Origin of the sequence: Brachybacterium sp. ACRRE (assembly GCF_022346485.1) — a bacterium.
Taxonomy (GTDB): Bacteria; Actinomycetota; Actinomycetes; order Actinomycetales; family Dermabacteraceae; genus Brachybacterium; species Brachybacterium halotolerans.
The window spans coordinates 1-26,402 of sequence record NZ_JAKRMO010000060.1; the positions used below are offsets into that span (position 1 = coordinate 1).

General features: G+C 73.3%; 24 protein-coding genes. 17 read left to right on the forward strand and 7 right to left on the reverse strand.

The window, feature by feature from the left end; all coding sequences use genetic code 11:
- Window positions 1-255: 255 nt before the first annotated feature.
- Both MHY49_RS15180 and MHY49_RS15185 read left to right on the forward strand, forming a co-directional pair.
- Window positions 256-1,614: an NtaA/DmoA family FMN-dependent monooxygenase gene (locus MHY49_RS15180; protein ID WP_239205500.1), complete on the forward strand. Its 1,359-nt coding sequence runs from the start codon at window positions 256-258 to the stop codon at window positions 1,612-1,614.
- 183 nt (window positions 1,615-1,797) lie between these two features.
- Window positions 1,798-2,412 (forward strand): TetR/AcrR family transcriptional regulator, encoded by a 615-nt coding sequence (locus MHY49_RS15185; protein WP_239205502.1) that lies wholly within the window; start codon window positions 1,798-1,800, stop codon window positions 2,410-2,412.
- A 20-nt stretch (window positions 2,413-2,432) separates the two neighbouring features.
- Here MHY49_RS15185 and MHY49_RS15190 read toward each other — a convergent pair whose 3' ends face one another.
- Window positions 2,433-3,935, reverse strand: coding sequence for an MFS transporter (locus tag MHY49_RS15190; protein ID WP_370646182.1), 1,503 nt, complete (start codon window positions 3,933-3,935; stop codon window positions 2,433-2,435).
- Window positions 3,936-3,972: 37 nt separating this feature from the next.
- On the opposite strand from MHY49_RS15190, the gene gdhA reads away from it, so the two are divergent.
- Window positions 3,973-5,316: an NADP-specific glutamate dehydrogenase gene (gene gdhA, locus MHY49_RS15195; RefSeq protein WP_152353880.1), complete on the forward strand. Its 1,344-nt coding sequence runs from the start codon at window positions 3,973-3,975 to the stop codon at window positions 5,314-5,316.
- A 148-nt stretch (window positions 5,317-5,464) separates the two neighbouring features.
- Here gdhA and MHY49_RS15200 read toward each other — a convergent pair whose 3' ends face one another.
- Window positions 5,465-6,763: a phosphotransferase family protein gene (locus tag MHY49_RS15200; protein ID WP_239205506.1), complete on the reverse strand. Its 1,299-nt coding sequence runs from the start codon at window positions 6,761-6,763 to the stop codon at window positions 5,465-5,467.
- A 161-nt stretch (window positions 6,764-6,924) separates the two neighbouring features.
- Between MHY49_RS15200 and MHY49_RS15205 the strand changes: the two genes are divergently transcribed.
- Complete coding sequence (locus MHY49_RS15205; RefSeq protein ID WP_239205508.1) at window positions 6,925-7,581, forward strand: NAD(P)-dependent oxidoreductase; 657 nt, start codon at window positions 6,925-6,927, stop codon at window positions 7,579-7,581.
- Window positions 7,582-7,592: 11 nt separating this feature from the next.
- Window positions 7,593-8,081: a MarR family transcriptional regulator gene (locus MHY49_RS15210; protein ID WP_239205510.1), complete on the forward strand. Its 489-nt coding sequence runs from the start codon at window positions 7,593-7,595 to the stop codon at window positions 8,079-8,081.
- 23 nt (window positions 8,082-8,104) lie between these two features.
- Here the strand turns inward: MHY49_RS15210 and MHY49_RS15215 are convergent, their stop codons facing one another.
- From MHY49_RS15215 to MHY49_RS15230, 4 genes are all read right to left on the reverse strand, one after another.
- A complete protein-coding gene (locus MHY49_RS15215; RefSeq protein ID WP_239205512.1) occupies window positions 8,105-8,872 on the reverse strand; it encodes an alpha/beta fold hydrolase in 768 nt (255 codons plus the stop codon).
- A 41-nt stretch (window positions 8,873-8,913) separates the two neighbouring features.
- A complete protein-coding gene (locus MHY49_RS15220) occupies window positions 8,914-9,630 on the reverse strand; it encodes an NADPH-dependent F420 reductase (protein ID WP_239205514.1) in 717 nt (238 codons plus the stop codon).
- Between the two features lie 107 nt (window positions 9,631-9,737).
- A complete protein-coding gene (locus tag MHY49_RS15225; protein WP_370646183.1) occupies window positions 9,738-10,760 on the reverse strand; it encodes an aldo/keto reductase in 1,023 nt (340 codons plus the stop codon).
- Window positions 10,757-11,266 (reverse strand): MerR family transcriptional regulator, encoded by a 510-nt coding sequence (locus MHY49_RS15230; protein ID WP_239205516.1) that lies wholly within the window; start codon window positions 11,264-11,266, stop codon window positions 10,757-10,759. Before MHY49_RS15230 ends, MHY49_RS15225 begins: the two co-directional genes overlap by 4 nt.
- 125 nt (window positions 11,267-11,391) lie before the next feature.
- Here MHY49_RS15230 and MHY49_RS15235 point away from each other — a divergent pair, with 125 nt between their 5' ends.
- Both MHY49_RS15235 and MHY49_RS15240 read left to right on the forward strand, forming a co-directional pair.
- Entirely contained in the window at window positions 11,392-11,706 is a 315-nt protein-coding gene (locus MHY49_RS15235; protein ID WP_239205518.1) for a helix-turn-helix transcriptional regulator, read from the forward strand.
- Between the two features lie 117 nt (window positions 11,707-11,823).
- Window positions 11,824-13,188, forward strand: coding sequence for an MFS transporter (locus MHY49_RS15240; RefSeq protein ID WP_239205520.1), 1,365 nt, complete (start codon window positions 11,824-11,826; stop codon window positions 13,186-13,188).
- A gap of 36 nt (window positions 13,189-13,224) precedes the next feature.
- Here the strand turns inward: MHY49_RS15240 and MHY49_RS15245 are convergent, their stop codons facing one another.
- On the reverse strand, window positions 13,225-14,442 hold the full coding sequence (locus MHY49_RS15245; RefSeq protein WP_239205522.1) for an MFS transporter: 1,218 nt from the start codon (window positions 14,440-14,442) through the stop codon (window positions 13,225-13,227).
- 82 nt (window positions 14,443-14,524) lie between these two features.
- On the opposite strand from MHY49_RS15245, the gene MHY49_RS15250 reads away from it, so the two are divergent.
- The 10 genes from MHY49_RS15250 to MHY49_RS15295 all read left to right on the forward strand — a co-directional run bounded on the left by MHY49_RS15250 (window position 14,525) and on the right by MHY49_RS15295 (window position 26,369).
- Window positions 14,525-14,899, forward strand: a complete 375-nt coding sequence (locus tag MHY49_RS15250) for a MerR family transcriptional regulator (RefSeq protein WP_239205524.1) — start codon at window positions 14,525-14,527, stop codon at window positions 14,897-14,899.
- A gap of 102 nt (window positions 14,900-15,001) precedes the next feature.
- A complete protein-coding gene (locus MHY49_RS15255) occupies window positions 15,002-16,405 on the forward strand; it encodes a hypothetical protein (protein WP_239205526.1) in 1,404 nt (467 codons plus the stop codon).
- Window positions 16,406-16,654: 249 nt separating this feature from the next.
- On the forward strand, window positions 16,655-17,257 hold the full coding sequence (locus MHY49_RS15260; protein WP_239205528.1) for a pyridoxal 5'-phosphate synthase: 603 nt from the start codon (window positions 16,655-16,657) through the stop codon (window positions 17,255-17,257).
- Window positions 17,258-17,403: 146 nt separating this feature from the next.
- Window positions 17,404-18,231 (forward strand): SDR family oxidoreductase, encoded by an 828-nt coding sequence (locus MHY49_RS15265; RefSeq protein ID WP_239205530.1) that lies wholly within the window; start codon window positions 17,404-17,406, stop codon window positions 18,229-18,231.
- 78 nt (window positions 18,232-18,309) lie between these two features.
- On the forward strand, window positions 18,310-19,173 hold the full coding sequence (locus MHY49_RS15270; protein ID WP_370646184.1) for a formate/nitrite transporter family protein: 864 nt from the start codon (window positions 18,310-18,312) through the stop codon (window positions 19,171-19,173).
- Window positions 19,174-19,294: 121 nt separating this feature from the next.
- The gene (locus MHY49_RS15275; RefSeq protein WP_239205544.1) at window positions 19,295-21,049 is read left to right on the forward strand and encodes a urocanate hydratase; all 1,755 of its coding nucleotides are present in this window, start codon (window positions 19,295-19,297) and stop codon (window positions 21,047-21,049) included.
- Window positions 21,050-21,059: 10 nt separating this feature from the next.
- Window positions 21,060-22,496 carry a cytosine permease gene (locus MHY49_RS15280; RefSeq protein ID WP_239205532.1) on the forward strand — a complete coding sequence of 479 codons (1,437 nt, stop codon included), beginning with the start codon at window positions 21,060-21,062 and terminating at the stop codon, window positions 22,494-22,496.
- Entirely contained in the window at window positions 22,493-23,701 is a 1,209-nt protein-coding gene (locus MHY49_RS15285; RefSeq protein ID WP_239205534.1) for an allantoate amidohydrolase, read from the forward strand. Before MHY49_RS15280 ends, MHY49_RS15285 begins: the two co-directional genes overlap by 4 nt.
- Complete coding sequence (locus MHY49_RS15290) at window positions 23,698-25,059, forward strand: formimidoylglutamate deiminase (RefSeq protein ID WP_239205536.1); 1,362 nt, start codon at window positions 23,698-23,700, stop codon at window positions 25,057-25,059. The genes MHY49_RS15285 and MHY49_RS15290 overlap by 4 nt, the downstream gene beginning before the upstream one ends.
- Window positions 25,056-26,369: an amidohydrolase family protein gene (locus tag MHY49_RS15295; protein ID WP_239205538.1), complete on the forward strand. Its 1,314-nt coding sequence runs from the start codon at window positions 25,056-25,058 to the stop codon at window positions 26,367-26,369. The genes MHY49_RS15290 and MHY49_RS15295 overlap by 4 nt, the downstream gene beginning before the upstream one ends.
- Window positions 26,370-26,402 lie beyond the last annotated feature (33 nt).

The window sequence follows — 26,402 nt, forward strand, 5'->3', positions numbered from 1 at the left end:
GCGGGGCGGGGCGGGGAGGGGCGGGCAACGGTGACGCGGGATCGGTCCCGGACCCGCCCGACACTAAGCAGGGGTGATGGCTGACCAAAGGTTTGTGACGGCCTGCGACGCCGGACGTCTCCTGCGTGCCCGGCGCGGGCGGGCGACGGCATCCGCCGTCATGCGCCGTCACACGGGATGCGCCCGCGCGACCCGCCGGCGGAGAGTGCAGGGCGTCGAGCCCCACCCGCACCCGCTGATCACCCAGGACGGTCCATGTCGCCCAAACCGCTCATCCTCAACCTGTTCGAGATGAACTGCGTCGGCCACATCACGCACGGGCTGTGGCGCCTGCCTGGGAACAACCGCCACCGGTACACCGACCTGGACTACTGGACGGAGCTCGCGCGGATCGCCGAGGACGGCGGGTTCACCGCGATCTTCCTGGCCGACGTCCAGGGCGCCTACGACGTCTACGGCGGCTCGGCCGAGACCGCGCTGCGCGAGGGGCTGCAGATCCCCAGCAACGATCCGATGCTCGTGGTCCCGGCGATGGCCGCGGTCACCGAGCGCCTGGGCTTCGGCATCACGTTCTCCACGAGCTACGAGCCGCCCTTCGCCTTCGCGCGCCGCATGTCGACGCTCGACCACCTCACCGGCGGCCGCGTGGGCTGGAACATCGTCACCTCCTACCTGCCCAACGCCGCCCGCAACTTCGGCCTCTCCGAGGAGATCGAGCACGATCACCGCTACGAGATCGCCGACGAGTACCTCGAGGTGCTCTACAAGCTGTGGGAGGGCTCCTGGGACGACGGGGCCGTGGTGCGCGACGCCGAGGGCGCGGTGTACACGGACCCCGCGAAGGTGCACCGGATCGACCACGAGGGCGCGAACTTCCGCGTCGCCGGTCCGCACCTGGCCGAGCCGTCCCCGCAGCGCACACCCACACTGATCCTCGCGACGGCGTCTCCTGCGGGCGCGAAGCGCGCGGGCGAGCACGCCGAGATCGTCTTCACCCACGGCCCGCTTCTCGAGCGCACGGTCCCCGCCGTGCGCGAGGCCGCCGTGGCCGCCGGGCGCGACGCCTCCGACCCGAAGTTCGTGGTCCAGGCGGCCGTGATCACCGCGCCCACGCAGCAGGAGGTCGACGAGAAGCTCGCCCGCTACAAGGCGCACCGCTCGACCGAGGGCATGCTCGTCCACCAGTCCGTGCCGATCCGTGCGCTCGACCACCCGCGCGAGCGCACCATCGCCGAGGCCCTCGAGATCGAGGGCCTCCCCGCCGACACCCCCGTCGGCCGCAAGGGGGCGCACGAGACCGTCGGCGACCTGCTCGACGCGGTCGACGAGGCCTGGCAGGACCGCTTCTTCGTGGCCGGGACGCCCGAGGTCGTGGCCGACGCGATCGAGCACTGGCTCGACGTCGAGGGCATCGACGGCATCAACCTGCGCCAGTACCACTCCTTCGACACGGTGCGGGACTTCGCCGAGCTGGTCTCGCCGATCCTGCGCGAGCGCGGGCGGCTGCCGCAGCGGGAGGGCACCCTGCGCGGGCGGCTCTCGGGCGCGGACCGGCTGCCGGACTCGCATCCAGCGGCCCGGTTCCGCGGCGCCTTCGAGGGCGTCGGGGTCTGAGGTCCGGTACGACGGGGCCGGGCGCCGGAGGGCGGGGCGGTCGACGAACGGCGGGGCGGTCGACGAACGGCGGAGCGGTCGGCGGGCCTAGACTCGACCGGGTGACGCAGACCCCGGCCCCGCTCACCCAGGACCCTCTCGCCTCCCTCGTCGCCGCGCTCGGCGGGCGGGGCTGAGAGCGCGATGAGTCCGTCCTCGATCGAGCAGGGCGACCCCGCATCCGGTCGGTCAGGGGCTCGTGGCCCCCGTGCACGCCGATACGACCCGGACCGCCGCGACCGCATCATCGACGCGTGCCTGGACGTGATCGCCGAACACGGGCTGGCGGGCACCTCGCACCGTCGCGTCGCCGCTGCGGCCGATGTCCCCCTCGGCTCGATGACCTACCACTTCAGCGGCATGGACGAACTGCTCCGCGAGGCCTTCACGCGCTTCGCCGACTCCGTCGCCCGGAAGGCCGAGCGGCGCATGGCCGCGGCCGAGGACCTCGACGACGCGCTCGCCGAGTTCAGCCGGAACATCGACGAGGACGTCCTGGCCACGCAGCGCGACCTGATCCTCACCCTCGAGCTCTACACGCTCGCCGCACGCAGGCCCGAGTTTCGCGACATCACCACCACCTGGATGACGCGCACCCGCGCGACCCTCGAGCCCTTCGTCGACCCGCGCACCGGGCAGATCCTCGACGCCATGAACGAGGGGCTCACGATCCACCGCGCCCTGCACGCGGACCCCGCGAGCGAAGGCCTCGCGGCCGACGCCCTCGCCCGTATCGCGCGCGGGGCCGACGAGCACTGAGACCGGCTCGGGTTCCTCGATCAGACTCGTCGGCCCTGCAGCGCTCCCGCCGCGACGATGACGGCGAGCCCCGCGACCGGCACCACCAGCAGGCCGACCCGCAGCGACGCGGCGTCGGCGATCAGCCCCACCACCGGCGGCGAGGCGAGGAAGCCGAGGCGCATCAGCCAGGAGACCACGGTCAGCCCGGTGCCGTGGCGCAGTCCGGGCAGCTCGTCGGCGTGCCCCATGGCGGCCGGGACCAGCGTCGCGCAGCCCAGGCCTGCCGCGGCGAAGCCGAGGATGACGGCGGGGACCGTGGCGATCGCGAGGGCTGCCCCCATGCCGATGGCGATGAGGAGTCCGCCCGCGCGGGCGACGGTCCGCTGGCCGAAGCGGTCGACCAGGCGGTCGCCGACGAGGCGACCGACGAACTGCGCCCCGACCAGCGCGATGTACCCGTAGGCGGCGACCGCCGCGCTCGCGCCCAGGTCCCGGCCCAGGAACAGTGCGGCCCACGAGTTGCCCGAGTCCTCGACGACGGTCCCGCCGATCGCGAGCACGACCAGCGCCGCGAGCAGCAGCAGGGTGCGGGTGGAGATGCGGGCGGCGGCCGACGGGCCCGCGCCGGACGGGGCCGTGCCGGGCGCCGCGTGCTCGGTCCCCGCCTCCGGGATGGAGTCCGGCGCGGAGTCCGGCGCCTGCGCGTCCTGCGCGCCCTCGTCCTTCCCGGGCAGGCAGAAGCGGAGTGCGACCAGCGAGATCACGGCGAAGAGCACCGCCGAGACCGTCAGGTGGATCCCGAGCGGCACGCGGAGGGCGATCGCGGCGGCAGCCATCGAGCCGCCCAGCACCGCTCCGATCGACCACACCGCATGGAACGAGTTGAGGATCGAGCGGCGGTAGGCGCGCTGCACGCGCAGCCCGTGAGCGTTCTGGGCGACGTCGGTGATCGCGTCGCACGCGCCCGCGAGTCCCAGCGCGAGCGCGAACATCGCGGCGGAGGGTGCGGCGGAGACCATCAGCAGCGCGAGCGCCGTCAGCACCGTGCCGATGGTCGCCGCGCGGGCGGATCCGAGGTGCCTGATCGCGGGCGCCGCCGCGAGCCCGGCGAGGATCGCTCCGGTGGGGAAGGCGGCGATGGCCAGGCCGTACGTGGAGTTCGCGAGCCCCAGGGACTGCTTGATCTCGGGGTAACGGGGGAGCACGTTGGCGAGCAGGGCGCCGTTGGTGAGGAACAGCGCTGCCACCGCCCAGCGGGCGCGGCGGAGTCGGGCCGGGGGCGCCGCGGCCCGGGCCGGTCGAAGAGCGGTCATGTGTACGACTGTACGCTCCGCGGGAACGCGCGCGCGAGGGTCCCGCGAGGGGTCGCGAGAACGCGCGCGAGGAGAAGGCGTGGAGAGGGCGACGCCGCGACCGTCGGCCGGCCCCGCGACGCCCGTCGACCCCTCGTCCCGTCCCGCAGGACGATCGTCCCGTGACGTGAGACGCCATGACTCGTAGTGTGTCCCCCAGCGCCCCACCTGTTGATGGCCCGGGCACACCTGTGTGCCCTCACCTGCCCCGAGCGAAAGGACCGCGATGCTCGATTCGACCCTGCAGGAGACCTACGACGCCGTGCTGCGTCGCAACCCGGGAGAGCCGGAGTTCCACCAGGCCGTGCGCGAGGTGTTCTCGTCGCTGGAGGTCATCCAGGACCGCCACCCCGAGTACACGGACCAGGGCATCATCACCCGCCTGTGCGAGCCGGAGCGCCAGATCATCTTCCGTGTCCCGTGGGTCGATGACCAGGGCACCGTCCAGGTCAACCGTGGGTTCCGCGTCGAGTACAACTCGGCGCTGGGCCCGTACAAGGGCGGACTGCGCTTCCACCCCTCGGTCAACGTGGGCATCGTGAAGTTCCTCGGCTTCGAGCAGATCTTCAAGAACTCCCTGACCGGTCTGCCCATCGGCGGCGGCAAGGGCGGCTCCGACTTCGACCCGCACGGCCGCTCCGACGGCGAGGTCATGCGCTTCTGCCAGTCCTTCATGACCGAGCTGCACCGCCACATCGGCGAGTACACCGACGTCCCCGCGGGTGACATCGGCGTGGGCGCCCGCGAGATCGGCTACCTGTTCGGCCAGTACAAGCGCCTGACCAACAAGTACGAGGCCGGCACCCTGACCGGCAAGGGCCTGGACTGGGGCGGATCGCTCGTGCGCAAGGAGGCCACCGGCTACGGCGCGGCCATCTTCGCCGACGAGATGCTCAAGGCCCGCGGCGAGTCCTTCGACGGCCGCAAGGTCGCGATCTCCGGCTCCGGCAACGTCGCGATCTACGCGGCGGAGAAGACCGCCCAGCTGGGCGGCATCGCCGTGACCGCCTCGGACTCCTCCGGCTACGTCGTGGACGAGGACGGCCTGGACCTCGAGCTGCTCAAGCAGATCAAGGAGGTCGAGCGCGGCCGCATCGCCGAGTACGCCGATCGCCGCGGCGGCCGCTCCCGCTTCGTCGAGGGCGGCAGCGTGTGGGACGTCCCCGTGGACATCGCCCTGCCGAGCGCGACCCAGAACGAGCTCGACGCCGACGCCGCCCGCACCCTCGTCAAGAACGGGGTCAAGGCGGTCTCCGAGGGCGCGAACATGCCCTGCACGCCCGACGCCGTCGAGGTGTTCCGCGAGGCGGGCATCGCCTACGGCCCGGGCAAGGCCGCGAACGCCGGCGGCGTCGCGACAAGCGCCCTGGAGATGCAGCAGAACGCCTCGCGCGACGCCTGGTCCTTCGACTACACCGAGGGCCGTCTCACCGACATCATGGTCGGCATCCACCGCACCTGCCTCGAGACGGCCGAGGAGTACGGCCGCCCCGGCGACTACGTGGTGGGCGCGAACGTCGCCGGCTTCCGCAAGGTCGCCGACGCGATGATCGCCTTCGGCGTCATCTGATCCGCAGCGCGGCCGTCCCCGCGGGGCCGGCCGGTGAGAAGCACGAAACGGTTGCCAAGATCGATCTTGGCAACCGTTTCGCACTTCTCACGCTGTCGCGGGGTGGATGCGGGGTGGAGGGGGCTCGCTCGAGCCGCGTCGAGCGTGGTCAGTCGGCGCTGAGGCGCGCGCGGAGGGTGTTGCGCAGGATGGGCAGCGCCGTGGAGTACTGGTCGTCGGCCGCGCGGCGCTCGGTCACGCGTCCCGCGACGTGCAGCAGCATCGCGGTCTTCTCGAAGACCTCCCACGCGTCCCGGCGCACCCGCAGTCCCGTGGGGTCGAGCGGTTCGACGGGGAGGCCCGCGTGGCCGGCAGCGGGGCCAGTGGCGGGGCCGACGGCGGTGGCCGGCGTCGCGGGCTGCTGCCCCTCGAAGCGCGGATGCTCGCCGCCCTCGCGCGCGAGCTGCTCCCTCGCGGCGACATACGCGCTGATGAGCGCGTCGATCGCCTCCTCGTCGAGCGGCAGGTACCAGGGGCCGCCGTGCACCGCGCCGCCGATGATCGCGAGGTCCCGGGCCGGATCGTCGCCCATGGCCCACTCGAAGTCGATGTAGCGGGGGAGCGGCGCCGCCGGGCCCGACCGGGAGTCGGACGATGCCTCCGGACGCGTCGGATCGTCGAGAGCCTCCGCCGAGCCGTCGGCTCCGGGACGCGCCGCATCCCACACGATGTTCGTCGCGCACAGGTCGCCGTGGCTGAGCACGAAGCCCTCGAGGCCGTCGAAGGCGGCATCTGTCTTGCGCAGTCGGCGGGCGGCGGCGCGCAGGATCCCCGGGCCGCCGATCGCCGCGAGGACGTCCGCCCCTACGGACTGGGTGTCGGACTCGAAGAGGTCCGGCAGCGAGAGCCGCCCCGTCTCCATGCGCGCCCACGGATCCTCGCCGAGCGAGACGGGGCCGCGCCCGGGCGTCGCCGTGCGGTGCAGCTGGGCGAGGCGCCGCGCATGGGCGAGGAGATGCGACCGCGTCCACTGCGAGGGGGCGAGGATCCGTCCGGGAACGGGTGTCGTGACCAGGTAGGGGGCCCCGAGCGGGCTCTCCTCGGCGCTCTCGTGGAGGGCGACGGGCTCGGGTCCGACGTCGGGCGGAAGCCGCGTGAGCGCGGCGAGCTCGTCGGCCAGAGGGTGGGCGGGCTCGTGCCAGGGGATCCGCACCAGCAGTTCCGTGCCGTTCGCGGCGCACAGGTGCCAGGCCGCGAACGTCTCGCCCGTGCCCAGCAGCTCGACCTGCGCGGCGCCGCCCAGCCCGGCGAGGCGGGAGTGCTTGGGCTGGCCGGGCAGGCGCCGGGTGTGGCTCGCGTCGCGCAGCGGCAGCAGCAGGGTCTCGTCCTGCCAGGCTCGACGGATGCGCTCGCCCATCGGCGCGGAGGCGGCCGGCGGCGGGAGGGCGTCGGAGGACGTGCTGGTCATCGTGCTCTCCTCACCGGTGCGGCCCCGTGCTCCAGGGGCTCTTGAGTCTAGTCCGCGTGGGCCCGGAGTCGGCCTGGGGATGTCGCTGCGAGGCCCGCGTGAGCGTCACTCTCCGCCATGTAGTACGGTTTCCGTAATATCTCGCGACCGGGGAGGCCACCATGGACGTGACAGTGCTCGGAGCCGCCGGACCCACCGGCCTGTGGGTCGTGCGCGAGGCCCTGCGCGGGGGCCACGAGGTGCGGGCCGTCAGCCGGCGCGACGAGCCGCTGCCGCTGCCACCGCACGACCGACTCACCCAGGTGCGCGCCGATGCGCTCTCCGGCGAGGGAATCGAGGAGGCGGTGACCGGGGCCGATGCCGTGCTCTCCTCGCTCGGCGTCGCCTATACCCGCCACGAGGTCACGATCTTCTCGCGGGGCACCCGCACCCTCGTCGACGCCCTGCGCGCGACGGGCCGGGGGCGCCGGCTCGTGGCGGTCAGCTCCGGCCTGACCTACCCGCCGCCGCCCCTGCACCCGATCGCCGACCGCACGATCCTGCCGCTGCTGCGCCACGTCATCGGCCGGACCCTCTACGCCGACATGCGCCGCATGGAGGAGCTGCTGCGCGAGAGCCCCGACATCGCCTGGACCGTCATGAGGCCCGGGCGGCTCGTGGATGCCGACGCCGTCTCCGACTACCGGGTCGACATCGGTGCGCCCAGCCGCGGGACGACCACCCGCCCCGACCTCGCCGCGGCGATGGTCGCCGAGCTCGGCGACGACGCCCACGTGCATCAGGCCGTGGCGCCGACGAGCGATCGGCCGCGACGATGACGCCCCGCGGGGTGACCGACGGCGCGGGCCCCGGCCCGGAGCGCTCGACCCGCGAGCCGGCAGCCCCGCGGCGCTCGAACCCGAAGCCGGGATCGGCCGACGACCTGCGGGACGCGATCCGCGTGCTGCGCATCGAGCTGGGCATCCTCAACGACAAGGTCGCCGCGCGCGCCGGACTGAACCCGCGTGACCTGGACCTGCTGGACGTGATCGACCGCGAGGGCCCCTGCACCCCCGGTCACCTGGTCGAGCGCACCGGCGTGCGCCGCGCGACCCTCACCGGGATCCTCGCCCGCCTCGAGGCCGCCGGCTGGATCCTGCGCGAGCGGGACGCGGCCGACGGGCGCTCCGCGCGCGTGGGCTCGAGCGCGCGGTTCGACGAGCTCCGGGAGCTCTACCGGGAGGCGGATGCGCAGGTCGAGCGCGTGGTCGACGGGCTCGACCCCGCGCTGCGCCGGGCACTGCCGGAGGTGCTCCGGGCGCTCGCGGGCGGGGACTGATCTGGACGGGCTGGACGCTCAGCTCACGCACTCGCCGCATGCCGTCGGAAGGCCTCGAGATGGTCCCCGGGCTCGAGGTAGTACATGTGCCCCGCGCCCGGCAGGAGATGGAGTTCCGAGCCGGGTATCGCCGCGGCGAGCAGGTGGCCGTTCTGCACCGGGGTGATCCGATCGGCCACCCCGTGCAGCAGCAGGGTGGGGGCGGTGATCTCGTGCAGGTGGTCCCAGGCGTCGTGCGCCGTGCTCGCGGCCAGATGGTGCTCGAGGGCCGAGCGCGAAGTCTCCCGGGTCCCCGTCGCGTCGGCCGCGTCCTGGTCGGGCACCCCGCCGTCGCCGAAGACCAGCGCGGTCAGCATGCGTGGGTCTCCCGAGGACATCGCCCGGGTGGCCTCGGCCGGACGCGGGACACCGAGCCGGTCCCCGCCCGTGCTCGCCCCCAGGGTGAGGGTCGAGACGAGGTCGGGCCTGTCGATCGCGAGCCACTGGGCCGTGCGCGAGCCCATCGAATGCCCGTAGACGTGGGCGGGGCGGTCCACGAGGGAGGCGAGCACGTGGGCGGCGTCCTCCGCGATGACACGCGTGATCATCCCCGGGAAGGTCGCGTCGTCGCTGCGGCCGGTGCCGCGATGGTCGACCGCTATCACCGTGAAGTGCTCGGCGAGGTGGCCGAGGAAGGTGCCGAAGGCGGTGTGGTCCGAGGCGAGACCGGGTACAAGCAGCAGCGGCGGGCCGGCCCCCTCCACCTCGGCGCTCAGGTGCGCTCCGTCGGGGAGTCGGGTGACATGGTGCATGGCCGTCTGTCCTCTCGTGCTGACCGTGCTGACCGTGCTGGTCAGGCGCTCTCGAGCGCTCGCTGCAGTGTCTCGGCGCCGACCGGCCGGGTGCCCTCGGGTCGCTCGCCCGGGCGGCTCGCGAGGAGCGCCTCGGGGTCGGCTGCGTAGGGCAGCGTGTACGCCGGGCGACCGCGCTCGAAGCGCCAGCCTTCCCGGAGCGGCCCCGCGTCGAGGGCGTCAAAGCCGAGCGCGTCGAACAGGCGGATGACGGCGGCCTTCGCCTCGGCGTCGTCGCCCGCGAGCGGCAGTGTCGAGCGGTCCGGGGCACCGCTCGGACGCGCGAGGTCCAGCAGGTGGGTGTGCACGATGTTGTTGAGTCCCTTGACCACGCGGGCGTCCGGGAAGTGCGCGGCGGTGAGCTCGGAGGTGGTGGCGCCGGCATCGAGCGCGGGGATCGCCCCGTCGCGCTCGGGGTAGAAGTTCATCGTGTCGACCACGATGCGGCCCGCGAGCAGATGGGGATCGAACGAGGGCAGCGCGTGCAGCGGCACGGTGAGCACGACGATGTCGCTCGCGGCGGCCTGTGCCGTGGTGCCGGCGCTGACGTGCAGGCCGATGCTCGCGGCGAGATCGACGAGGCTCCCGGGCCCGCGGCTGTTGCTCAGCACCACCTCGACCCCGGTGCCCCGCGCCAGGCGTGCGACGGTCGAACCGATGTTCCCTGCGCCGATCATGCCGAGGGGGGTCGGGAGATGCCGGTCGCTGCGCGTGATCATGGTCCGACCGTAGACGGAGGTTCGATGGGCGTCAAACATTCGAGCTCGGCCGCGCCCGCTCAGCTCAGCCCGGCCCGGCAGGAGTCATCGATCTTCGTCATGCGTCCTCACACCCCGCCTGTGCGTCCGTAGCGCGCACCGGCCGCACGCAGCGCATCGAGCACCGCGAGGTCCTCGGCGCCGAGGCGCACGTCGAGGGCCCCGAGGTTCTCGTCGATCCGAAGGGGCCTGCTGGTGCCGGGGATCGGCACCACGTCCTCGCCGCGCGCGAGCACCCAGGCGATCGCGATCTGCGCAGGCGTCGCGTCGTGGGCCTCGGCAATCTCCCGGATCCGCTCGACGAGCCCGGCGTTGTGCTCCCGGTTCTTCGGCGACCAGCGCGGCAGGACGCGCCGGAAGTCCAGCAGTCCGGGCCGCATCGCGGCGGCGTCCCCGGAGAGCATGCCGCGGCTGATGGGGGAGTAGGGCACCACCGTCACGCCCAGCTCGCGGGCGACCGGCAGGGCATCGGCCTCGATGTCCCGCGTGAGGATCGACCACTCGGTCTCGAGAGCCGCGATCGGATGGGTCGCATGCGCTCGGCGCAGATCGGCGGCGCTCGCCTCGCTGAGCCCGATCTCGCGGACCAGACCGCGCTCCACGAGCTGCGCCATCGCCCCCACCGACTCCTCGATCGGGACCTTCGGGTCCACGCGGTGCAGGTAGTAGAGGTCGATGTGGTCGGTGCCGAGGTTCTTCAGGGAGCGCTCGGCACGTGCGCGGATGTGCTCGGGCCGGCCACTGAGGCCGCGCGGCAGACCTATGCCCGGCACCGTGAGGATCCCGGCCTTGGTGGCGAGCACGGCGTCCTCGCGGCGCCTCGCGATCGCGCGGCCGACGAGTTTCTCGTTGCGGCCGTTCGCATACATGTCGGCCGTGTCCAGCAGGGAGACCCCGCGATCCAGCGCATGGCGGATCGTGGCGACGCCCTGCTCCGGGTCGCGCCGACCGTAGGCCATGGTCATCCCCATGCAGCCCAGGCCGATACGCGGCACCGTGAGCGCGCCGATGCGGGTGGTGGGCAGGGGACTGCTCTCGGTGCCGCCGCTCGCGCGGCGGTCGGGTGTGGTGTCCTCGGGCAGGGTGGTCATCTCTCGTCTCCGATCAGGTGGTCGGTCTTGTGCTCGGCGACCGCGAGCGCGATCTGCAGTCGGGCGATCTGGAGCCGCACCTGCGCGGCGTGATGCTCCAGCAGGTCCCGGGCGGCAGTGCGTGGTGCCTCGTCGAGCCCTCGCGCAGTGGCGCCGCACGGGTCGTCGGGAGCGTCGGACAGCAGCTCCCGCAGCCGCGCGATGTCCTTGACCGCCATGCCCGAGAGCCGCATCCCGTGCACGAACAGCAGGTCGCCCAGGGCGGCGCGGTCGAAGACCCGGTGGCCGTTCTCGCGACGGCTCACACGTAGGAGGCCGGCGTCCTCGTAGTAGCGGATGGTGGTGGGCAGGATCCCGAACATCGCGGCGGCCTCGCCGATCGCGAGATCGCCCGAGGCCGGGAGCTCGAGCGCGTACTGCTCGACCTCCTGGCTGGTGGGCGGCGGGCGCCGGCCGGCCGCGATGTCCTCGGCCATGCGCTCGATCAGTGCGTCGTGCTCGTCCATGTCGGCAGGCTAGGAGCTCCAGTCCGCTGGAGGTCAAGGGGGCGTTCGGGACAGTCGTCCGGGCGGGCTCGGAGCCGGCCGATGCGCGAGAGGTACGATCGTCGACGAACCATCCAGGAGGTCTCATGTCCCAGGAGAACGACAGCCCCGCGACCGCGCAGATGCAGTTGGCCGATGTGCTCGCCGCCCTGGCCGACGAGCATCGCCGCCACGTGGTCCGGGAGCTGGTGCGCAGCGAGGATGGCGCGGAGCGCACGTGCACCAGTTTCGGTCTGCCGGTCTCGAAGTCCACGCGGTCGCACCACTTCAAGGTGCTGCGCGAGGCGGGGATCGTCCGCCAGGTCGACCACGGGAACATGAGCGGCGTGACGCTGCGCCGCGACGACGTGGAGAGCCGCTTCCCAGGACTGCTCGGGCTGGTGGCGGCGGAGGGCGACTGAGGGCTCCGTCGATCCGCGCGCCAAGGCGCGCATGGTCTGGGCACCCCGAGGTTCGATTGACATAGAACCTTGCGCCATGCTCAGCTAGGTTCGCATATCATCGAACCTAGGAGCGTCATGAGTGACCCCTCGAGCCGCCTGCGGAGCGGTCCCGGCCCCCTCGCCCTGCCCGTGATCCTGCTCGCCCAGCTGGTCATCCCGATGTCGATCGCAGGCACGGCCGTCGCCCTGCCCGCCATCAGCGACGAGCTCGGAGCGGTCCCCTGGCAGCTGCAAGGGGTGGTCAACGGCTTCAACCTCGTCTTCGCCCTCATGACCCTGTTCTGGGGCGCGCTCGCCGACCGTGTCGGGCACGACAGGACCTTCCGCGCTGGCATCGCCATCGCCCTGCTGGGGGCCCTCGGCAGCCTGCTCGCCCCGAGTCTTCTGCTGCTCGACGCGGCCCGCGTGGTCGCGGGCATCGGCGCGGCGGCCGTGCTCACCGGCGCCTCGGCGATCCTCTCCGGCGGCTGGAGCGGAGCTGCCCGCGCACGCGCCTTCGCCCTGTTCGGCACCGCCAACGGTCTGGGGCTCGCGCTCGGCCCCAGCGTCTCCGGAGCGCTCGTGGAGCTGCTGGGGTGGCGCGGGGTCTTCGGCGCCCAGGCGCTCATGCTCGTGCTCGCGCTGCTCGGGTCGGGGAAGGTGCCGCGCGTGCGCGCCGAGCGCCCGACAGCTGACGGCCGTCGGCCGCCGATCCTCGATCTCTCCCTGCTCGCGCGTCCCGGATTCACCGCGATGCTGCTGGTCCCGGTAGCGGGCGCCGTGGGCTTCGTGACCCTGCTGACCTATCTGCCGAACGCCCTCGGCGCCGTGCGCGGGCTGCCCGCGGGCGCGGCCGGGGCGATGATGCTGCTGGCCACGGCGCCGGTGGTGCTCTCGCCGCTCGGCGTCGGGGCGCTCCTCGCCCGCACGCGCCTGCGCAGCACCGCGGTGCTGCTCGCATCCTTCGCCTGTCTCGTACTGGGCGCCCTGGGTCTGCTGCTGCTCGCTCCCGGAGCACCGCTGGCCCTGGTCATCGCACCGATGGTCCTCATCGGGCTCGGGTTCGGATTACCCCTGGGGCTCGTCGACGCGGAGGCGCTCGCCCAGGTGCCCGAGTCCTCGAGCGGCAGCGCCGCGGGGCTGCTGAACTTCGTGCGGATCGGCGCCGAGGCCGTCGCGGTCGCCGCCTACTCGGCCGTGCTTGCCGCGCTGATCTCCGGGCAGCTCCCCTCCGACGCGGCCCGTGCCGACCGCGTCGCGGCCGGCCATCCCGGCGCGCCCTCGGTCTACGCGGCGGCCCTCCACCAGGTGCTCGTGGGCATCGCGGTGATCGTGGTGGCGACCGCGATCGCCTTCGCCGTGCTGCGCACCCGGGCCGCCCGCACGGGCGGGGCGACTGCTGACGGGGCGACCACGGGCGGGCCGACGTCGGAGCCGACCCCCGCGGCCGGCGAGCGCTGACGCCTCACAGCCCCGGGACCCCGTCGTTCACGCTCGTCACTTCCGTGCGACGGTCGTCGCGAGGATCGCGGCGACCGTGAGCGCGGCGCCCACCGCGACCGCGCCGCCGGGATCGCCCACCGCGCCGAACCCGACGCTGCCCAGCGCGGTCGCCGCCGCCACCCCGAGGGTGATCGCCGAGGTGTGCACGGTGTTGACCAGCACGTCCGGCGGGGCGATCGCGGTGACGCGCGTGACCAGCAGAGGGTTCAGCGCCATGCCGCTGGCTCCCAGGCCCAGAGTCGCCACGGCGACCGCCGCCGGGGCGGCGGGCATCGCCAGGATCGCGGCGAGCGCGGCCAGCTGCAGGCCCAGCCCCGCCAGCAGCCATCGGCGGGCCCGTCGGTCGTCGGCCACGCGCCCACCTGCCAGGTTCACCACGAGCGCTGCGGCGCCGAATCCCAGCATCATCGCTGTCGCGCCGCCGCCCGTGATGCCGGCTCGCGCGAGGATCGGCTCGAGGAAGGCGAAGGCCGCGAACGCGCCGCCGATGCTCAGGAAGCTGCTGAGGTAACGCAGCCACAGGGCGCGGCTGCGCAGCGGGGCCAGGGGCGATCCCCGATCCTCCGTGAGCGGCGCGTCGTCCTCGTCGGCACCGGGGGCCGGGAGAGCGGGCACGGTGGCCAGGACCGCGACGGCGGTCGCGACCGCTGCGCCCGCGAGCACGAGGAACGAGATGCGCCAGGTCGCGATCTCGGCGAGCGCATGGCTGAGCGGCAGGCCCAGCAGAGTGCCCAGCATGAGCCCGGCGAGGATCACGGCCGAGGCCCGCGAGCGCAGCGGCGCGGGCGAGGCGCGCATCCCCGTGGTGAGCGTGAGCCCGAAGGTCGCGCCGGACAGCGCGCCCGTCACGGTGCGCAGCGCGTAGAGCAGCGCCGGGTCCGTGACCAGGCCCGCCGCAGCCTCCGTGACCGCGTAGGCGAGGAGAACGCCGACGAGCGCCGCGCGCGGCCCTCGGCCGTGCAGCAGGCGCGCCAGCAGCGGGCCGCCGACCGCGCTGCCGAGCGAGTAGACAGTCACGAGCATGCCGAGCGTCGAGACCTGGACCGCGAAGTCGGAGGCCATCGAGGAGAGCATCGCGGCGACCTGGAACTCGCTCGTGGTCACCACGAGCAGCGACGCGGCGAGCACCAGCACGGAGCGGGGGAGTTGCGCGGAGGGGCCGCGAGTGGAAGGGGGCGCGGATGCGGGGGTGGAGGCTGTCGAGCGTTGCATGCTGCGATGCTCGACCTTCACACTGGTCTGAAGGTCAAGCGGGACGTGCCGGAGAGAGGCCGGAGAGAGGGAGGAGTGCGACATGCGCATCGGGGAGGCCTCGCGGACGGTGGGGGTGCCGACGCATCGACTGCGCCATTACGAGGATGCGGGGCTGCTCTCTCCCGCGCGGACGCCGGGCGGCTACCGCTGGTACGGGCCCGCCGACGTGGACCGGGCGCGGCTGATCACTGCCCTGTTCGCCAGCGGTTTCTCCGCGAAGGACGCCGCACTTCTGCTGCCCTGCCTGGACGAGGGACCCGCCGACGCCGCCGCCGACGACCCCCGACGCTGCTGCGAGGTCACCCGCGCCCGACTCGACGAGCGGCTCACGGAGATCAGCGACCGTCGCAGGGCTCTGCAGCGCACCGAGGAGGCGCTGTCCGCATGGCTCGCCCAGCCGCTCGGGCAGGGGTGAACCTGTGGGGCGGACACCCCGGAAGGGTGGTCCGGGCCGCCCGGTGAAGCCGCCCCGATACCCAGATGCGAATCGTTCTCAGAACGTGCTACGGTCCTGCGCATGACTCACTCAGGAACCATTCTCACCAAGCGGCGACGATGGGGGCTTCTCGTCGCCTCCGTCTCGGCCTCGATGCTCGCGCTCTCCGGCTGCGGGGCCGGTGGCGGGGAATCCGCCGCCTCCGACGGCGAGGACTCGAAGAAGTCCGCGGCCCAGACCGCCTCCGACCGCACCGAGGTCGGCGCGCTCACCCCGCGCATCGTCCTCGCCCACGAGGGCGGCGTGACCACGCTCGACTCCTCGGACGGCTCGGTCATCGACGAGACCCCCGTCGAGGGCTACGTGCGGCTGAACCCCTCGGGCGACGGCCGCAGCGTCATGGTCAGCGCCGGATCCTCGATCACCGCGTACGACACCGGCCTCATCGCCCAGGCGCACGGCGACCACTTCCACTACTACACCCAGGACCCGGCCCTGCTCTCCGACGTCACGATCCCCGCCGAGGAGCCCGGGCACGTCGTCCCCCACGGCGAGAAGACCGCGACCTTCGCCGACGGCACCGGCGCGATCACCGTCTTCGACTCCACGGCCCTCGCGGACGGGCAGCTGAAGACCGTCGCCGAGACCCGGACCGACGCCCCGCACCACGGCGTCGCCGTGCCGCTGTCCGACGGCTCGCTGCTGCACACCGTCGGCACCGAGGGCGAGCGCCGCACCGTCGTCGTCGAGGATGCGGACGGCAAGGTCACGGCGAAGACCGAGGACTGCCCGGGCGTGCACGGCGAGGCGGCCGCGAAGCCCGACGAGCACGGGGACATCGTCACCCTGGGCTGCGAGAACGGGCCCGTCATGTACAAGGACGGAAAGTTCCACAAGATCCACGTGGACGAGGACTTCCAGCGCTCGGGCAACCAGCAGGGCCATGAGGACTCGCCGATCGTCCTCACCGACTACAAGGTCGAGGAGGACCCCGAGGGCGGCATCGAGCGCCCCACGAAGGTGGGTCTTCTGGATACCCGCGACGGCTCCTTCGATACCGTCGATCTGGGCTCGGAGTACTGGTTCCGCTCCCTGGACCGCGGCCCCGACGGCGAGGCGCTCGTCCTCACGGCCGACGGCGAGCTGAACATCCTCGATCCCGAGAGCGGCAAGGTCCTGCACGAGACGAAGGTCGCCGAGGAGTGGACCGAGCCGGACCAGTGGCAGGAGGCCGGGCCGATGCTCTCGGTCGCCGACGGCACCGCCTTCGTCGCCGACTCGAAGAACAAGAAGCTGACGCTCGTCGACATCGACACCGGCAAGGCCTACCAGGAGATCGACCTGCCGGAGGTCCCCCACGAGATGCAGGTGACCACGGGCACCGCCTCGGGCGAGTACGAGGTCTCCCCGGGCGCCGACGAGGGCGGCGAGCACTCCGAGGAGGGCCACGACCACGAGGACCACGCCGAGGACGAGGCCGCCTGAGCGCACCGGATCCCCCGCTTCGATGTCTCTGGGTGAGACCTCACGCCCATATATGCGTTGAGACCTCACCCAGAGACATCGAAGCCGTTCCACCTCCCCGACCGGCTTCCTTGGCTACCCGGTCGACCAGCCCCGGCTGCCAGCCATCCCATACGGCTGCCAACCAGCCCACCCGCCTCCCGGTCACCCGCCGCCGTACAGTGGACCGCGCCTGATCCGGCATCGTCCAGCAGAGAGGCGACCTCCCCGATGACTGAGCTGCGTGACCGCCTGCGGAAGCTCCCCGCGTTCCCGTCCGACCTGCCCGTCCTCGACCCGGACTCCGTGCCCGAGGACCCCGAGTCGCTCTTCCGCGACTGGCTCGAGGAGGCGATCGCGAGCGGGGCGCGCCAGCCTCACGCGATGACGTTCACGACCGTGGACGAGGCCGGGTTCCCCGTCGGCCGCACCCTGATCCTCAAGGACATCGAGGACGGCGCCTACCAGGTCTCGACCCACCGCACGTCCCGCAAGGGAGCGCAGCTCGAGCAGGACGCGAAGGCGTCGATGATCTTCTTCTGGCGCGAGTCCGGGCGGCAGGTGCGCATCACCGGCACGGTCATCGCGCTCGACGACGAGGCCTCCCAGGCCGACTGGGCCTCGCGTCCCAGCTTCACCGGTGAGCCCAACCCCGACTGGCAGGTGTACGCCCTGGTCCCGAGCGCCTTCGAGTTCATGCAGGCGCGGGAGGACCGTCAGCACACGCGGATCGAGTACGCGGTCCAGGCCCAGGCCGATCTCGACGTGGCCGCCCCGTCGAGCGCCGCCGCGCGCACCTGGACCTACGGCCCCGTCCCGACGCCCGCCGGCTGACCGCGCCCTCGGCCCGCCCCTCCGCCATCGCCCTCGGCCCCTCCCGCAGCCCCGTCCTCCGCGCGCTCGCGAACCCCGCCCGAGCCGAACATGAACGAACGCGAAGCCTGAGTCCGCGATCGGGCGGTCGGCCCTACAGTGGCCCCATGGACATCGCTGTTCTCGGGGCCACTGGAACCATCGGATCTCTCGTCGCCGACCGCCTGGAGGCGGCCGGGAACGACGTGAGACGACTCAGCCGCGCGAGCGGCGTGAACACGGAGACCGGGGAGGGCCTGGAGGCCGCTCTCGACGGTGCGGACGTGGTCGTCGACGCGACGAACATCGCCACGATCCGCGCGACGCCGGCGGTGCGCTTCTTCGCCCGCAGCGCGAAGAACATCGCCGCGGCGGCGAAGAAGGGCGGCGCGGGACGCGTCGTCTGCATCTCGATCGCGGGGGTCACCAAACCGGGCGCCGCCCTCGGCTTCGGCTACTACCGGGGCAAGTGCGCGCAGGAGCGCGGCTACCGGGCGGCGCCGATCCCCACCACGATCATCCGCTCCGCGCAGTGGTTCGAGCTCGGCGAGCAGATGGTGGCCCAGGCGAGCCTCGGCCCCGTCGCCGTGCTGCCGCAGATGCGCATGGCGCCGCTCGCGACCGAGCGCGCCGCCGACCACATCGCCGAGGAGATCATCGCGACCGGTCGCGGCGTCGTCCCGGAGATCGTCCCCGGCCAGAACGCTCGCCTCGCGCCCGAGGAGGGCGAGGACCCGCGCAACCGGATCGTCCGCCTGCGCGGGCCGGAGGAGATGACGTCCGCGCAGCTCGTGCGCAGGATCCTGGGCGCCCGCGGCAGCGTCGCCGGCCGCTCGCCGAGCCTGGTCGCGGAGTACCCGTACCTGGGCAGGCGGCTCGCCGGCGGGGTGCTCGTCCCCTCCTCCGAGGGCACCATCGTCGACGACCTCACGCTCGACCAGTGGCTCGCGGCATGAACGGGGCGCCCGGGACCGTCTGAGCGGCCGTCGCCGCTGGTAGCGTGCGCCGCCGAGGATCGCTCCCGAGGATCGGAGATGCAGATGGCCGGACACGACCGCGGTCAGGCGCAGGAGAGGCGGAGTCTGGGCGCGAGCGACGAGCCGCTCGAGGACGCGCTGGTCGAGGGCTTCGTGAACTCGGTCCGGGAGGGCGCCAATCGGCTGAACCGCACCTGGCGCGCGCTGATCATCACCGGGCTGTTCGGCGGCATCGACGTCGGGATCGGGCTGCTGGCGATGCTCGCGGTGCTCGACGCGACCGGATCGAAGCTCCTGGGAGGCCTCGCGTTCGGCGTCGGCCTGTACGCGCTGCGCCTGGCCCATTCCGAGCTGTTCACCGAAGACTTCCTGCTGCCCATCCATGCGGTCGTCGCCCGGCACGGCACCTGGTGGCAGCTGCTGCGCCTGTGGGCGACCACCCTGGCGACGAACCTCATCGGCGGCTGGGCCTTCGCGTGGCTCGTCGTCGCGGCGTTGCCGCGCTTCGACGATCTCCTCGTGAAGAGCGCGACCGAGTACATGTCCAGCGGCCCCACCCGCGAGACCGTGGCGCTCGCCCTGCTCGCGGGGTTCACGATCACGCTGGTGACCCGGATGAGCCAGGGCTCCAACGAGGGCATCGCCACCCTCGCCAACGCGCTGATCTCGGGGCTGCTCGTGGTGGGGCTGGGCATGCTGCACGGCGCGCTGAGCTCGGCGGTGATCTTCGGTGCGATGCATGCGGGGGCCGACATCCCCTACACCGACTGGCTGGTGTGGTGCGCCTGGGTGGTCCCGCTGAACATGGCGGGCGGGCTGGTGATCCTCGCCCTGCCCCGGATGGTGCGCACCTGGGAGCTCGTCCGGCGCGAGCGCGCGGCGCAGGATCCTGACGATGACACCCCTTCGATGGTCCTATGACCCCTGGTGAACCGACCTCCGTCGCGCATACCGGACGTTAGGAGGGGTCGGGGGTCGACCCGGACCGCGCGCGGTGGTGTGCTGTCACGCAGCTTCCGCCCCCGATGCACTGGAGTCGATGATGACCCTCCCCGGATCCCGCCCCGTCCGCGCCCCCCGCGGCACCGAGATCACCGCGAAGAGCTGGCAGACCGAGGCACCCCTGCGCATGCTGCAGAACAACCTCGACCCCGAGGTCGCCGAGCGGCCCGACGACCTCGTCGTCTACGGCGGCACCGGCCGGGCCGCCCGCTCCTGGGAGGCGTTCGACGCGATCCTGGCCTCCCTCGCCGACCTCGAGGACGACGAGACGCTGCTGGTCCAGTCCGGCAAGCCCGTCGGCATCCTGCGCACCCACGAATGGGCCCCGCGCGTGCTCATCGCGAACTCGAACCTCGTGGGGGACTGGGCGACCTGGCCCGAGTTCCGCCGCCTCGAGGCCGAGGGCCTGATGATGTACGGCCAGATGACCGCGGGCTCCTGGATCTACATCGCCACCCAGGGCATCCTCCAGGGCACCTTCGAGACCTTCGCGGCGGTCGCCGCCAAGCGCTTCGGCGGATCCCTCGCCGGGACCATCACGCTGACCGGCGGCTGCGGCGGCATGGGAGGCGCCCAGCCGCTGGCCGTGACGCTGAACGGCGGCGTCTGCCTCATCGCCGACGTCGACCGGACCCGCCTCGAGCGCCGCGTCGCCAAGCGCTATCTCACCGAGATCGCCGACGACCTCGAGGACGCCATCGCCCGCGCGAACGCCGCCCGCGAGGAGCGGCGCGCCGTCTCCATCGGCATCGTCGGCAATGCGGCCGACGTCTTCCCCGCGCTGCTCGCGCGCCACCGCGCCGGCGACATCGCGATCGACGTCGTCACCGACCAGACCAGTGCCCACGACCCGCTGTCCTACCTGCCGATCGAGCACGACATGGACACCTGGCACGCCGAGGCCGAGGCCGATCCGGAGGGCTTCACGAAGAAGTCCCGCGAGTCGATGGGCCGCCAGGTGCAGGCCATGGTCGAGTTCGCCGACGAGGGCGCCGAGGTCTTCGACTACGGCAACTCGATCCGCGACGAGGCCCGCCGCGCCGGCTGCGAGCGCGCCTTCGCCTTCCCCGGCTTCGTCCCCGCGTACATCCGTCCCCTGTTCTGCGAGGGCCTCGGCCCGTTCCGCTGGGTCGCGCTCTCCGGCGACCCCGAGGACATCGCCGTGACCGACGCGGCGCTCAAGGAGCTGTTCCCCGAGAACGAGCACCTGCACCGCTGGCTCGACGCCGCGGGCGAGTTCGTCGAGTTCGAGGGCCTGCCCGCCCGCATCTGCTGGCTCGGCTACGGCGACCGCGCGAAGGCGGGGAAGCTCTTCAACGACCTCGTGCGCGACGGGAAGGTGAAGGCCCCGATCGTCATCGGCCGCGACCACCTGGACTCGGGTTCCGTCGCCTCGCCCTACCGGGAGACCGAGGGCATGCTCGACGGGTCCGACGCGATCGCCGACTGGCCGCTGCTGAACGCGCTCACCTCCACCTCCTCGGGCGCGACCTGGGTGTCGATCCACCACGGCGGCGGCGTCGGCATCGGCCGCTCCATCCACGCCGGGCAGGTCGGGGTGGCCGACGGCACCGAGCTCGCCGCGCGCAAGCTCGATCGCCTCCTCACCAACGACCCGGCCATGGGCGTGCTCCGGCACGTCGACGCGGGCTACTCGCGGGCCGCCGAGGTCGCCGACGAGCGCGGCGTGCGGGTGCCGATGCCGCCGCAGGTGCGCGACGCCGAGGACCCCGACGCCGCCCAGCGCGCGGCCTCGGCGAAGGCCGGCGCCACCGCGGCGCCGGCGAAGATCTGAGGAGGCGGACATGGCTGCGACCACGTCCACCGTCGAACGCCGGAGCATCGAGTTCGTCCCCTCCTCGGAGCGCCACGGCGGCGTCACCCAGCAGTTCACCCTCTGGTTCGGCGCGACCCTCCAGATCACGGCCGTGGTCGACGGCGCCCTCGCCGTGGTCTTCGGCGCCCACGCGCTATGGGCGATCATCGGCCTGCTCCTGGGCAACCTGTTCGGCGGGGCCGTGATGGCCCTGCACTCCGCGCAGGGCCCCAAGCTCGGGCTGCCGCAGATGATCTCCAGCCGCGCGCAGTTCGGGGTGATCGGCGCCGCGCTGCCGCTCGTGCTCGTGGTGCTCATGTACCTCGGCTTCGCCTCGACGGGCACCGTGCTGTCCGGGCAGGCGATCAACCGGATCCTCCACGTCGACGCCCCCTGGGTGGGGATCGTGGTCTTCGGCCTGCTCACCTTCGTCGTCGCGGCCGTCGGCTACCGCTGGATCCACGGCCTCGGCAGGATCGCGACCGTGCTCGGCATGCTCGGCTTCGCCTGGATCACCATCCGGATCTTCACCGTCTACGACGGGGCGCACCTGCTGGCCGACGCCACCTTCGGCGCGGTCCCGTTCCTGCTCGCCATCGCCCTCGGCGCCGGCTGGCAGCTGACCTTCGGCCCCTACGTCGCCGACTACTCGCGCTACCTCCCGGCCGACACCCCGGCGCGGCGCACGTTCACCGCGACCTTCGCGGGCTCCGTGCTGGGGTCGATGTGGGCGATGACGATCGGCGCCCTGCTCGCCTCTATCCCGCACTCGAGCTTCCTGGACAACCAGGTCGGGTTCGTCGGCGAGCTCGCCGGGGGCGGTCTCATCGCCCTCGTGATCTACCTGGTCATCGTCTCGGGCAAGCTCACGATCAACACGCTCAACGCCTACGGCGGGGCGATGACGATGCTCACCACCGTCACCGGCTTCTCGAGGCGCAGCGTGGTGCGGCCCGCCCTGCGCCTGGTCTTCGTGTTCACGTTCCTCGCGCTGTCCGTCGTGATCGCCCTGGCCGCCTCCGCGGACTTCCTCGACAACTTCAAGAACTTCGTGCTGCTCCTGCTCATGGTCTTCACGCCCTGGAGCGCCATCAACCTCGTGGACTTCTACCTGGTCTCCCGGGAGCGCGTGGACATCCCCGCGCTCTACGACCCCAAGGGCAGGTACGGGGCGTTCGACGTCCCGGCGCTGGTCACCTACGTGATCGGCATCCTCGTGCAGATCCCGTTCCTCGCCCAGTCGATGTACACGGGCCCGCTCACGAAGATGCTCGGCGGAGCCGACGTGAGCTGGATCGTCGGGCTCGTCGTCCCCGGGGCGATCTTCCTGGTCTGGGGGCGCGCTACGCGCCGTCCGCCGGAGCGCACGATCCTGCCCGAGGGCGCGGACGACGGCGCGGCCGACGCCGAGGAGGTGCGGCGATGAGCCTCGCCCAGGACTTCGATGCCCGCTGGGCGCAGCTGCTGCCCGTCGGACGCAGCGCCGAGACCGGCGGCTACCGCCGGTACGCGTGGACCCGCGAGGACCACACCCTGCGGGAATGGTTCGCGGGGGAGTGCGCGGCCCTCGGCCTCGACCTCACCGAGGACCGCATGGGGAACCAGTGGGCCTGGTGGGGCGATCCCGACCGGACCCCGGGCGTCGTCATCGGCTCGCACCTGGACTCCGTGCCCGACGGCGGGGCCTTCGACGGCCCGCTCGGCGTGGTCTCCGCGCTCGCCGTCGTCCGCGCGCTGCAGGCGAGCGGCTTCAGGCCCCGCGTGCCGATCGGCGTCGTGAACTTCGGCGACGAGGAGGGCGCGCGCTTCGGCGTGGCCTGCGCCGGATCGCGCGTGGTCACCGGAGCGATGACGGCCGAGCGGGCACTCGGGCTCACCGACGCCGAGGGAATCAGCATGGCCGAGGCGCTGCGCAGCGCGGGCCGCACCGCGGACATCGGCCCTGATCCCGCGGCGCTCGCCCGGATCGGCTCGTTCGTCGAGCTGCACGTCGAGCAGGGCAGAGCCCTCGACCTGCTCGACCCGGCGACCTCCGCGGTGGCCGTCGGCACCGACATCTGGCCCCACGGACGCTGGCGCGCCGACTTCACGGGCCGCGCCGACCACGCCGGCACCACCGCGCTCGCGGACCGCGAGGACGCCATGCTCGAGGCCGCCCGCTTCGCGCTCGCCGCCCGCGAGGCCGCCGAGCGCCGGGACGGCGAGCACCGCTGCGTCGCGACCGTCGGCAAGGTGAGCGTGCAGCCCGGCGGCGTCAACGCGATCCCCTCCCACGTGACGGCCTGGCTCGATGCCCGCTCCCCGCACGAATCCCTGGTGCGGGGCGTCATCGAGGACCTCACGGCGATGTTCCCGGGCGCGCTGCGCGAGGAGTCGTGGACCGCGACCACGCGCTTCCACGACGAGCTCACCCTGCGGGTGCGCGACGCCCTGGGGTCGGACACGCCGATGCTCGGCACGGGCGCCGGCCACGACGCGGGCATCCTCGCCCAGGCGGGCGTGCCCACGACCATGCTCTTCGTCCGCAACCCCACCGGCGCCTCCCACACCCCCGAGGAGTTCGCCGAGCCGGCCGACTGCCACGCCGGCGTCGAGGCGCTCCTGACCGTCGTCCGGGACCTCGCCTCATGAGCGCGGGACAGGGCGGGCGCTCCGTCTGGTGCGAGCACGCGCTCCTGCCGGACGGGGCGGCGCACGGCGTCCGGGTGGTCCTCGGCGGGGACGGGCGCATCGCCGCCGTCGAGCGGGCCGAGGCGCGCCCGGGGGACGAGATCCTGCGCGGGGTCACGCTGCCGGGGTTCGCGAACACCCACAGCCACGCCTTCCACCGCGCCCTGCGCGGCCGCACCCACGACGCGGGCGGCACCTTCTGGACCTGGCGCGAGCGGATGTACCACGTCGCCGCGCGCCTGGACCCGGAGAACTACCTGGCCCTCGCGCGCGCCGCCTATGCGGAGATGGCGCTCGCCGGCGTCACCGCCGTGGGCGAGTTCCACTACGTCCACCACCAGATCGGCGGCGCCCCGTACGAGGACCCGAACGAGATGGGGCGCGCGCTGCAGCAGGCCGCCGCGGAGGCCGGCGTCGCCCTGACCCTGCTGGACACCGCCTACCTGCAGGGCGGCCTCGACGAGACCGGCCACACCGCGCTCTCCCCGGAGCAGGCGCGCTTCGGCGACGCCGACATCGACGCCTGGGCGCAGCGGGCGAGCGGCCTGCGCGCGGAGGGCGCGTTCCGCGTGGGCGCCGCCCTGCACTCGGTGCGCGCGGTGCCCCTCGCGCAGCTCCGGGAGGCCGCCGCCCTCGTCCCCGCGGTGTGCGACACGGGCTCCGCGATCGCCCCGCTGCACGTCCACGTGAGCGAGCAGCCCGCCGAGAACCGCGCGGCCCTCGCCCGCTACGGCCTCACCCCGGTGGGGCTGCTCGCCGAGGCGGGCCTCGTCGGCCCCGACCTCACCGCAGTGCACGCGACGCACCTGACCGACGAGGACGTGCGCGTGCTCGGGGACGCGCGCTCCTGGGTGAGCCTGTGCCCCACGACCGAGCGGGACCTGGCCGACGGCATCGGCCCCGCCCGCGCGCTCCACGACGCCGGGGTGCGGCTGTCGCTGGGCAGCGACCAGCACGCCGTCGTCGACCTCGTCGAGGAGGCGCGCGCCGTGGAGATGCACGAGAGGCTCACCACCCACGAGCGCGGGCGCTTCACCCCGCAGGACCTGCTGACCCTGGCCACCGGCCACGAGAGCCTCGGCCGGGAGGACGCCGGCCGGATCGCGCCCGGCGCCCGCGGCGACCTGGTGACGATCCGCCTGGACTCCGTGCGCACGGCCGGCGCCGATCCTGCCCAGGTGCTCCTCGCCGCGAGCGCCGCGGACGTCACCACGGTGATCCGCGACGGGGAGACGATCGTTTCCGACGGGCGACACCGGCTCGGGGACGTCGGCGCCCTGCTGCGCGACGCCATCGCACCCTTCTGGGAGGACGCATGACCACCACCCTGCTCACCGGCATCAGCGAGCTCTGGACCCTGGACCCCGCGCTCGAGGACGCGCCGCCCGGCGCCTCGAAGGAGCGCGGCGCGGCCGACGGGCAGATCCAGTGCGAGGCCGCCCTCGTCATCGAGGACGACCGCATCGCCTGGACGGGCCCCGCGACCGAGGCGCCCGCGGCCGACGAGCGCATCGACCTCGAGGGGCGCGCCGTGCTGCCCGGCTGGGTCGACTCCCACACGCACCTGGTCTTCGACGGCGACCGCTCCGCCGAGTTCGAGGCCCGCATGGCCGGGCAGTCCTACGCCGCCGGCGGCATCCAGGTCACCACCGACGCGACCCGCTCCGCGGACGATCACCACCTGGAGTCCCTGGTCAGAGGCCGGATCGGCGAGGCCCTCGCGGGCGGCACCACGACCCTGGAGACGAAGACCGGCTACGGCCTCACGGTCGCGGACGAGGCCCGCGCCGCCGCGCTCGCCGCCCGCCTCGTCGCGGAGGGCACGCTCGACGAGGCGACGTTCCTGGGGGCGCACCTGGTGCCCTCCGAGTACGACGGGGCCGACGGCCGCCCGGGCCCTGCCGAGTACCTGGATCTGGTGGTCGGGCCGATGCTCGAGCAGGTCCGAGGGAGCGTGCGCTGGATCGACGTGTTCTGCGAGGACGGCGCCTTCGACACCGCCGCCTCCGGGCGCGTCCTCGAGGCGGGGCGCGCCGCCGGGCTCGGCCTGCGCGTGCACGGCAACCAGCTCTCCGGCGCGCAGCGCGGCGTGCAGCTCGCCGTCGAGGAGCACGCGGCGAGCGTCGACCACCTGAACCACCTGGAGGCGGCCGACGTCGAGGCCCTCGCCGCGACCGCCGACCGGCCCGTCGGACCAGCCGACCGGCCCGCCGGCCCCGGCGCGCGCGACGGACTGCTCGCGGTCGATGCGGGGCCGACGGTCGCGACCGTGCTGCCCGCCTGCGATCTCTCCACGCGCGCCCCGCTCGCGCCCGCCCGGGACCTGCTCGATGCGGGAGCGCACGTCGCGATCGCGAGCAACTGCAACCCCGGCACCTCGTACACGAGCGCCATGAGCTTCTGCGTCGCGACCGCCGTGCTGCAGATGCACCTGAGCCTCGCCGAGGCGATCCGCGCCGCGACCCGCGGCGGGGCCCTCGCCCTGCGGCGCTCCGACGTCGGCCACCTGGGCGTCGGCGCACGCGCCGACCTGCACGTGCTCGACGCCCCCGCCGCGATCCACCTCGCCTACCGCCCCGGCATGCCGCTGACCCACCAGGTGTGGCGCCGCGGGCGCCGCGCCGCCTGACCCCGCCCGAAAGGACCCCGCCCCGATGAGCAC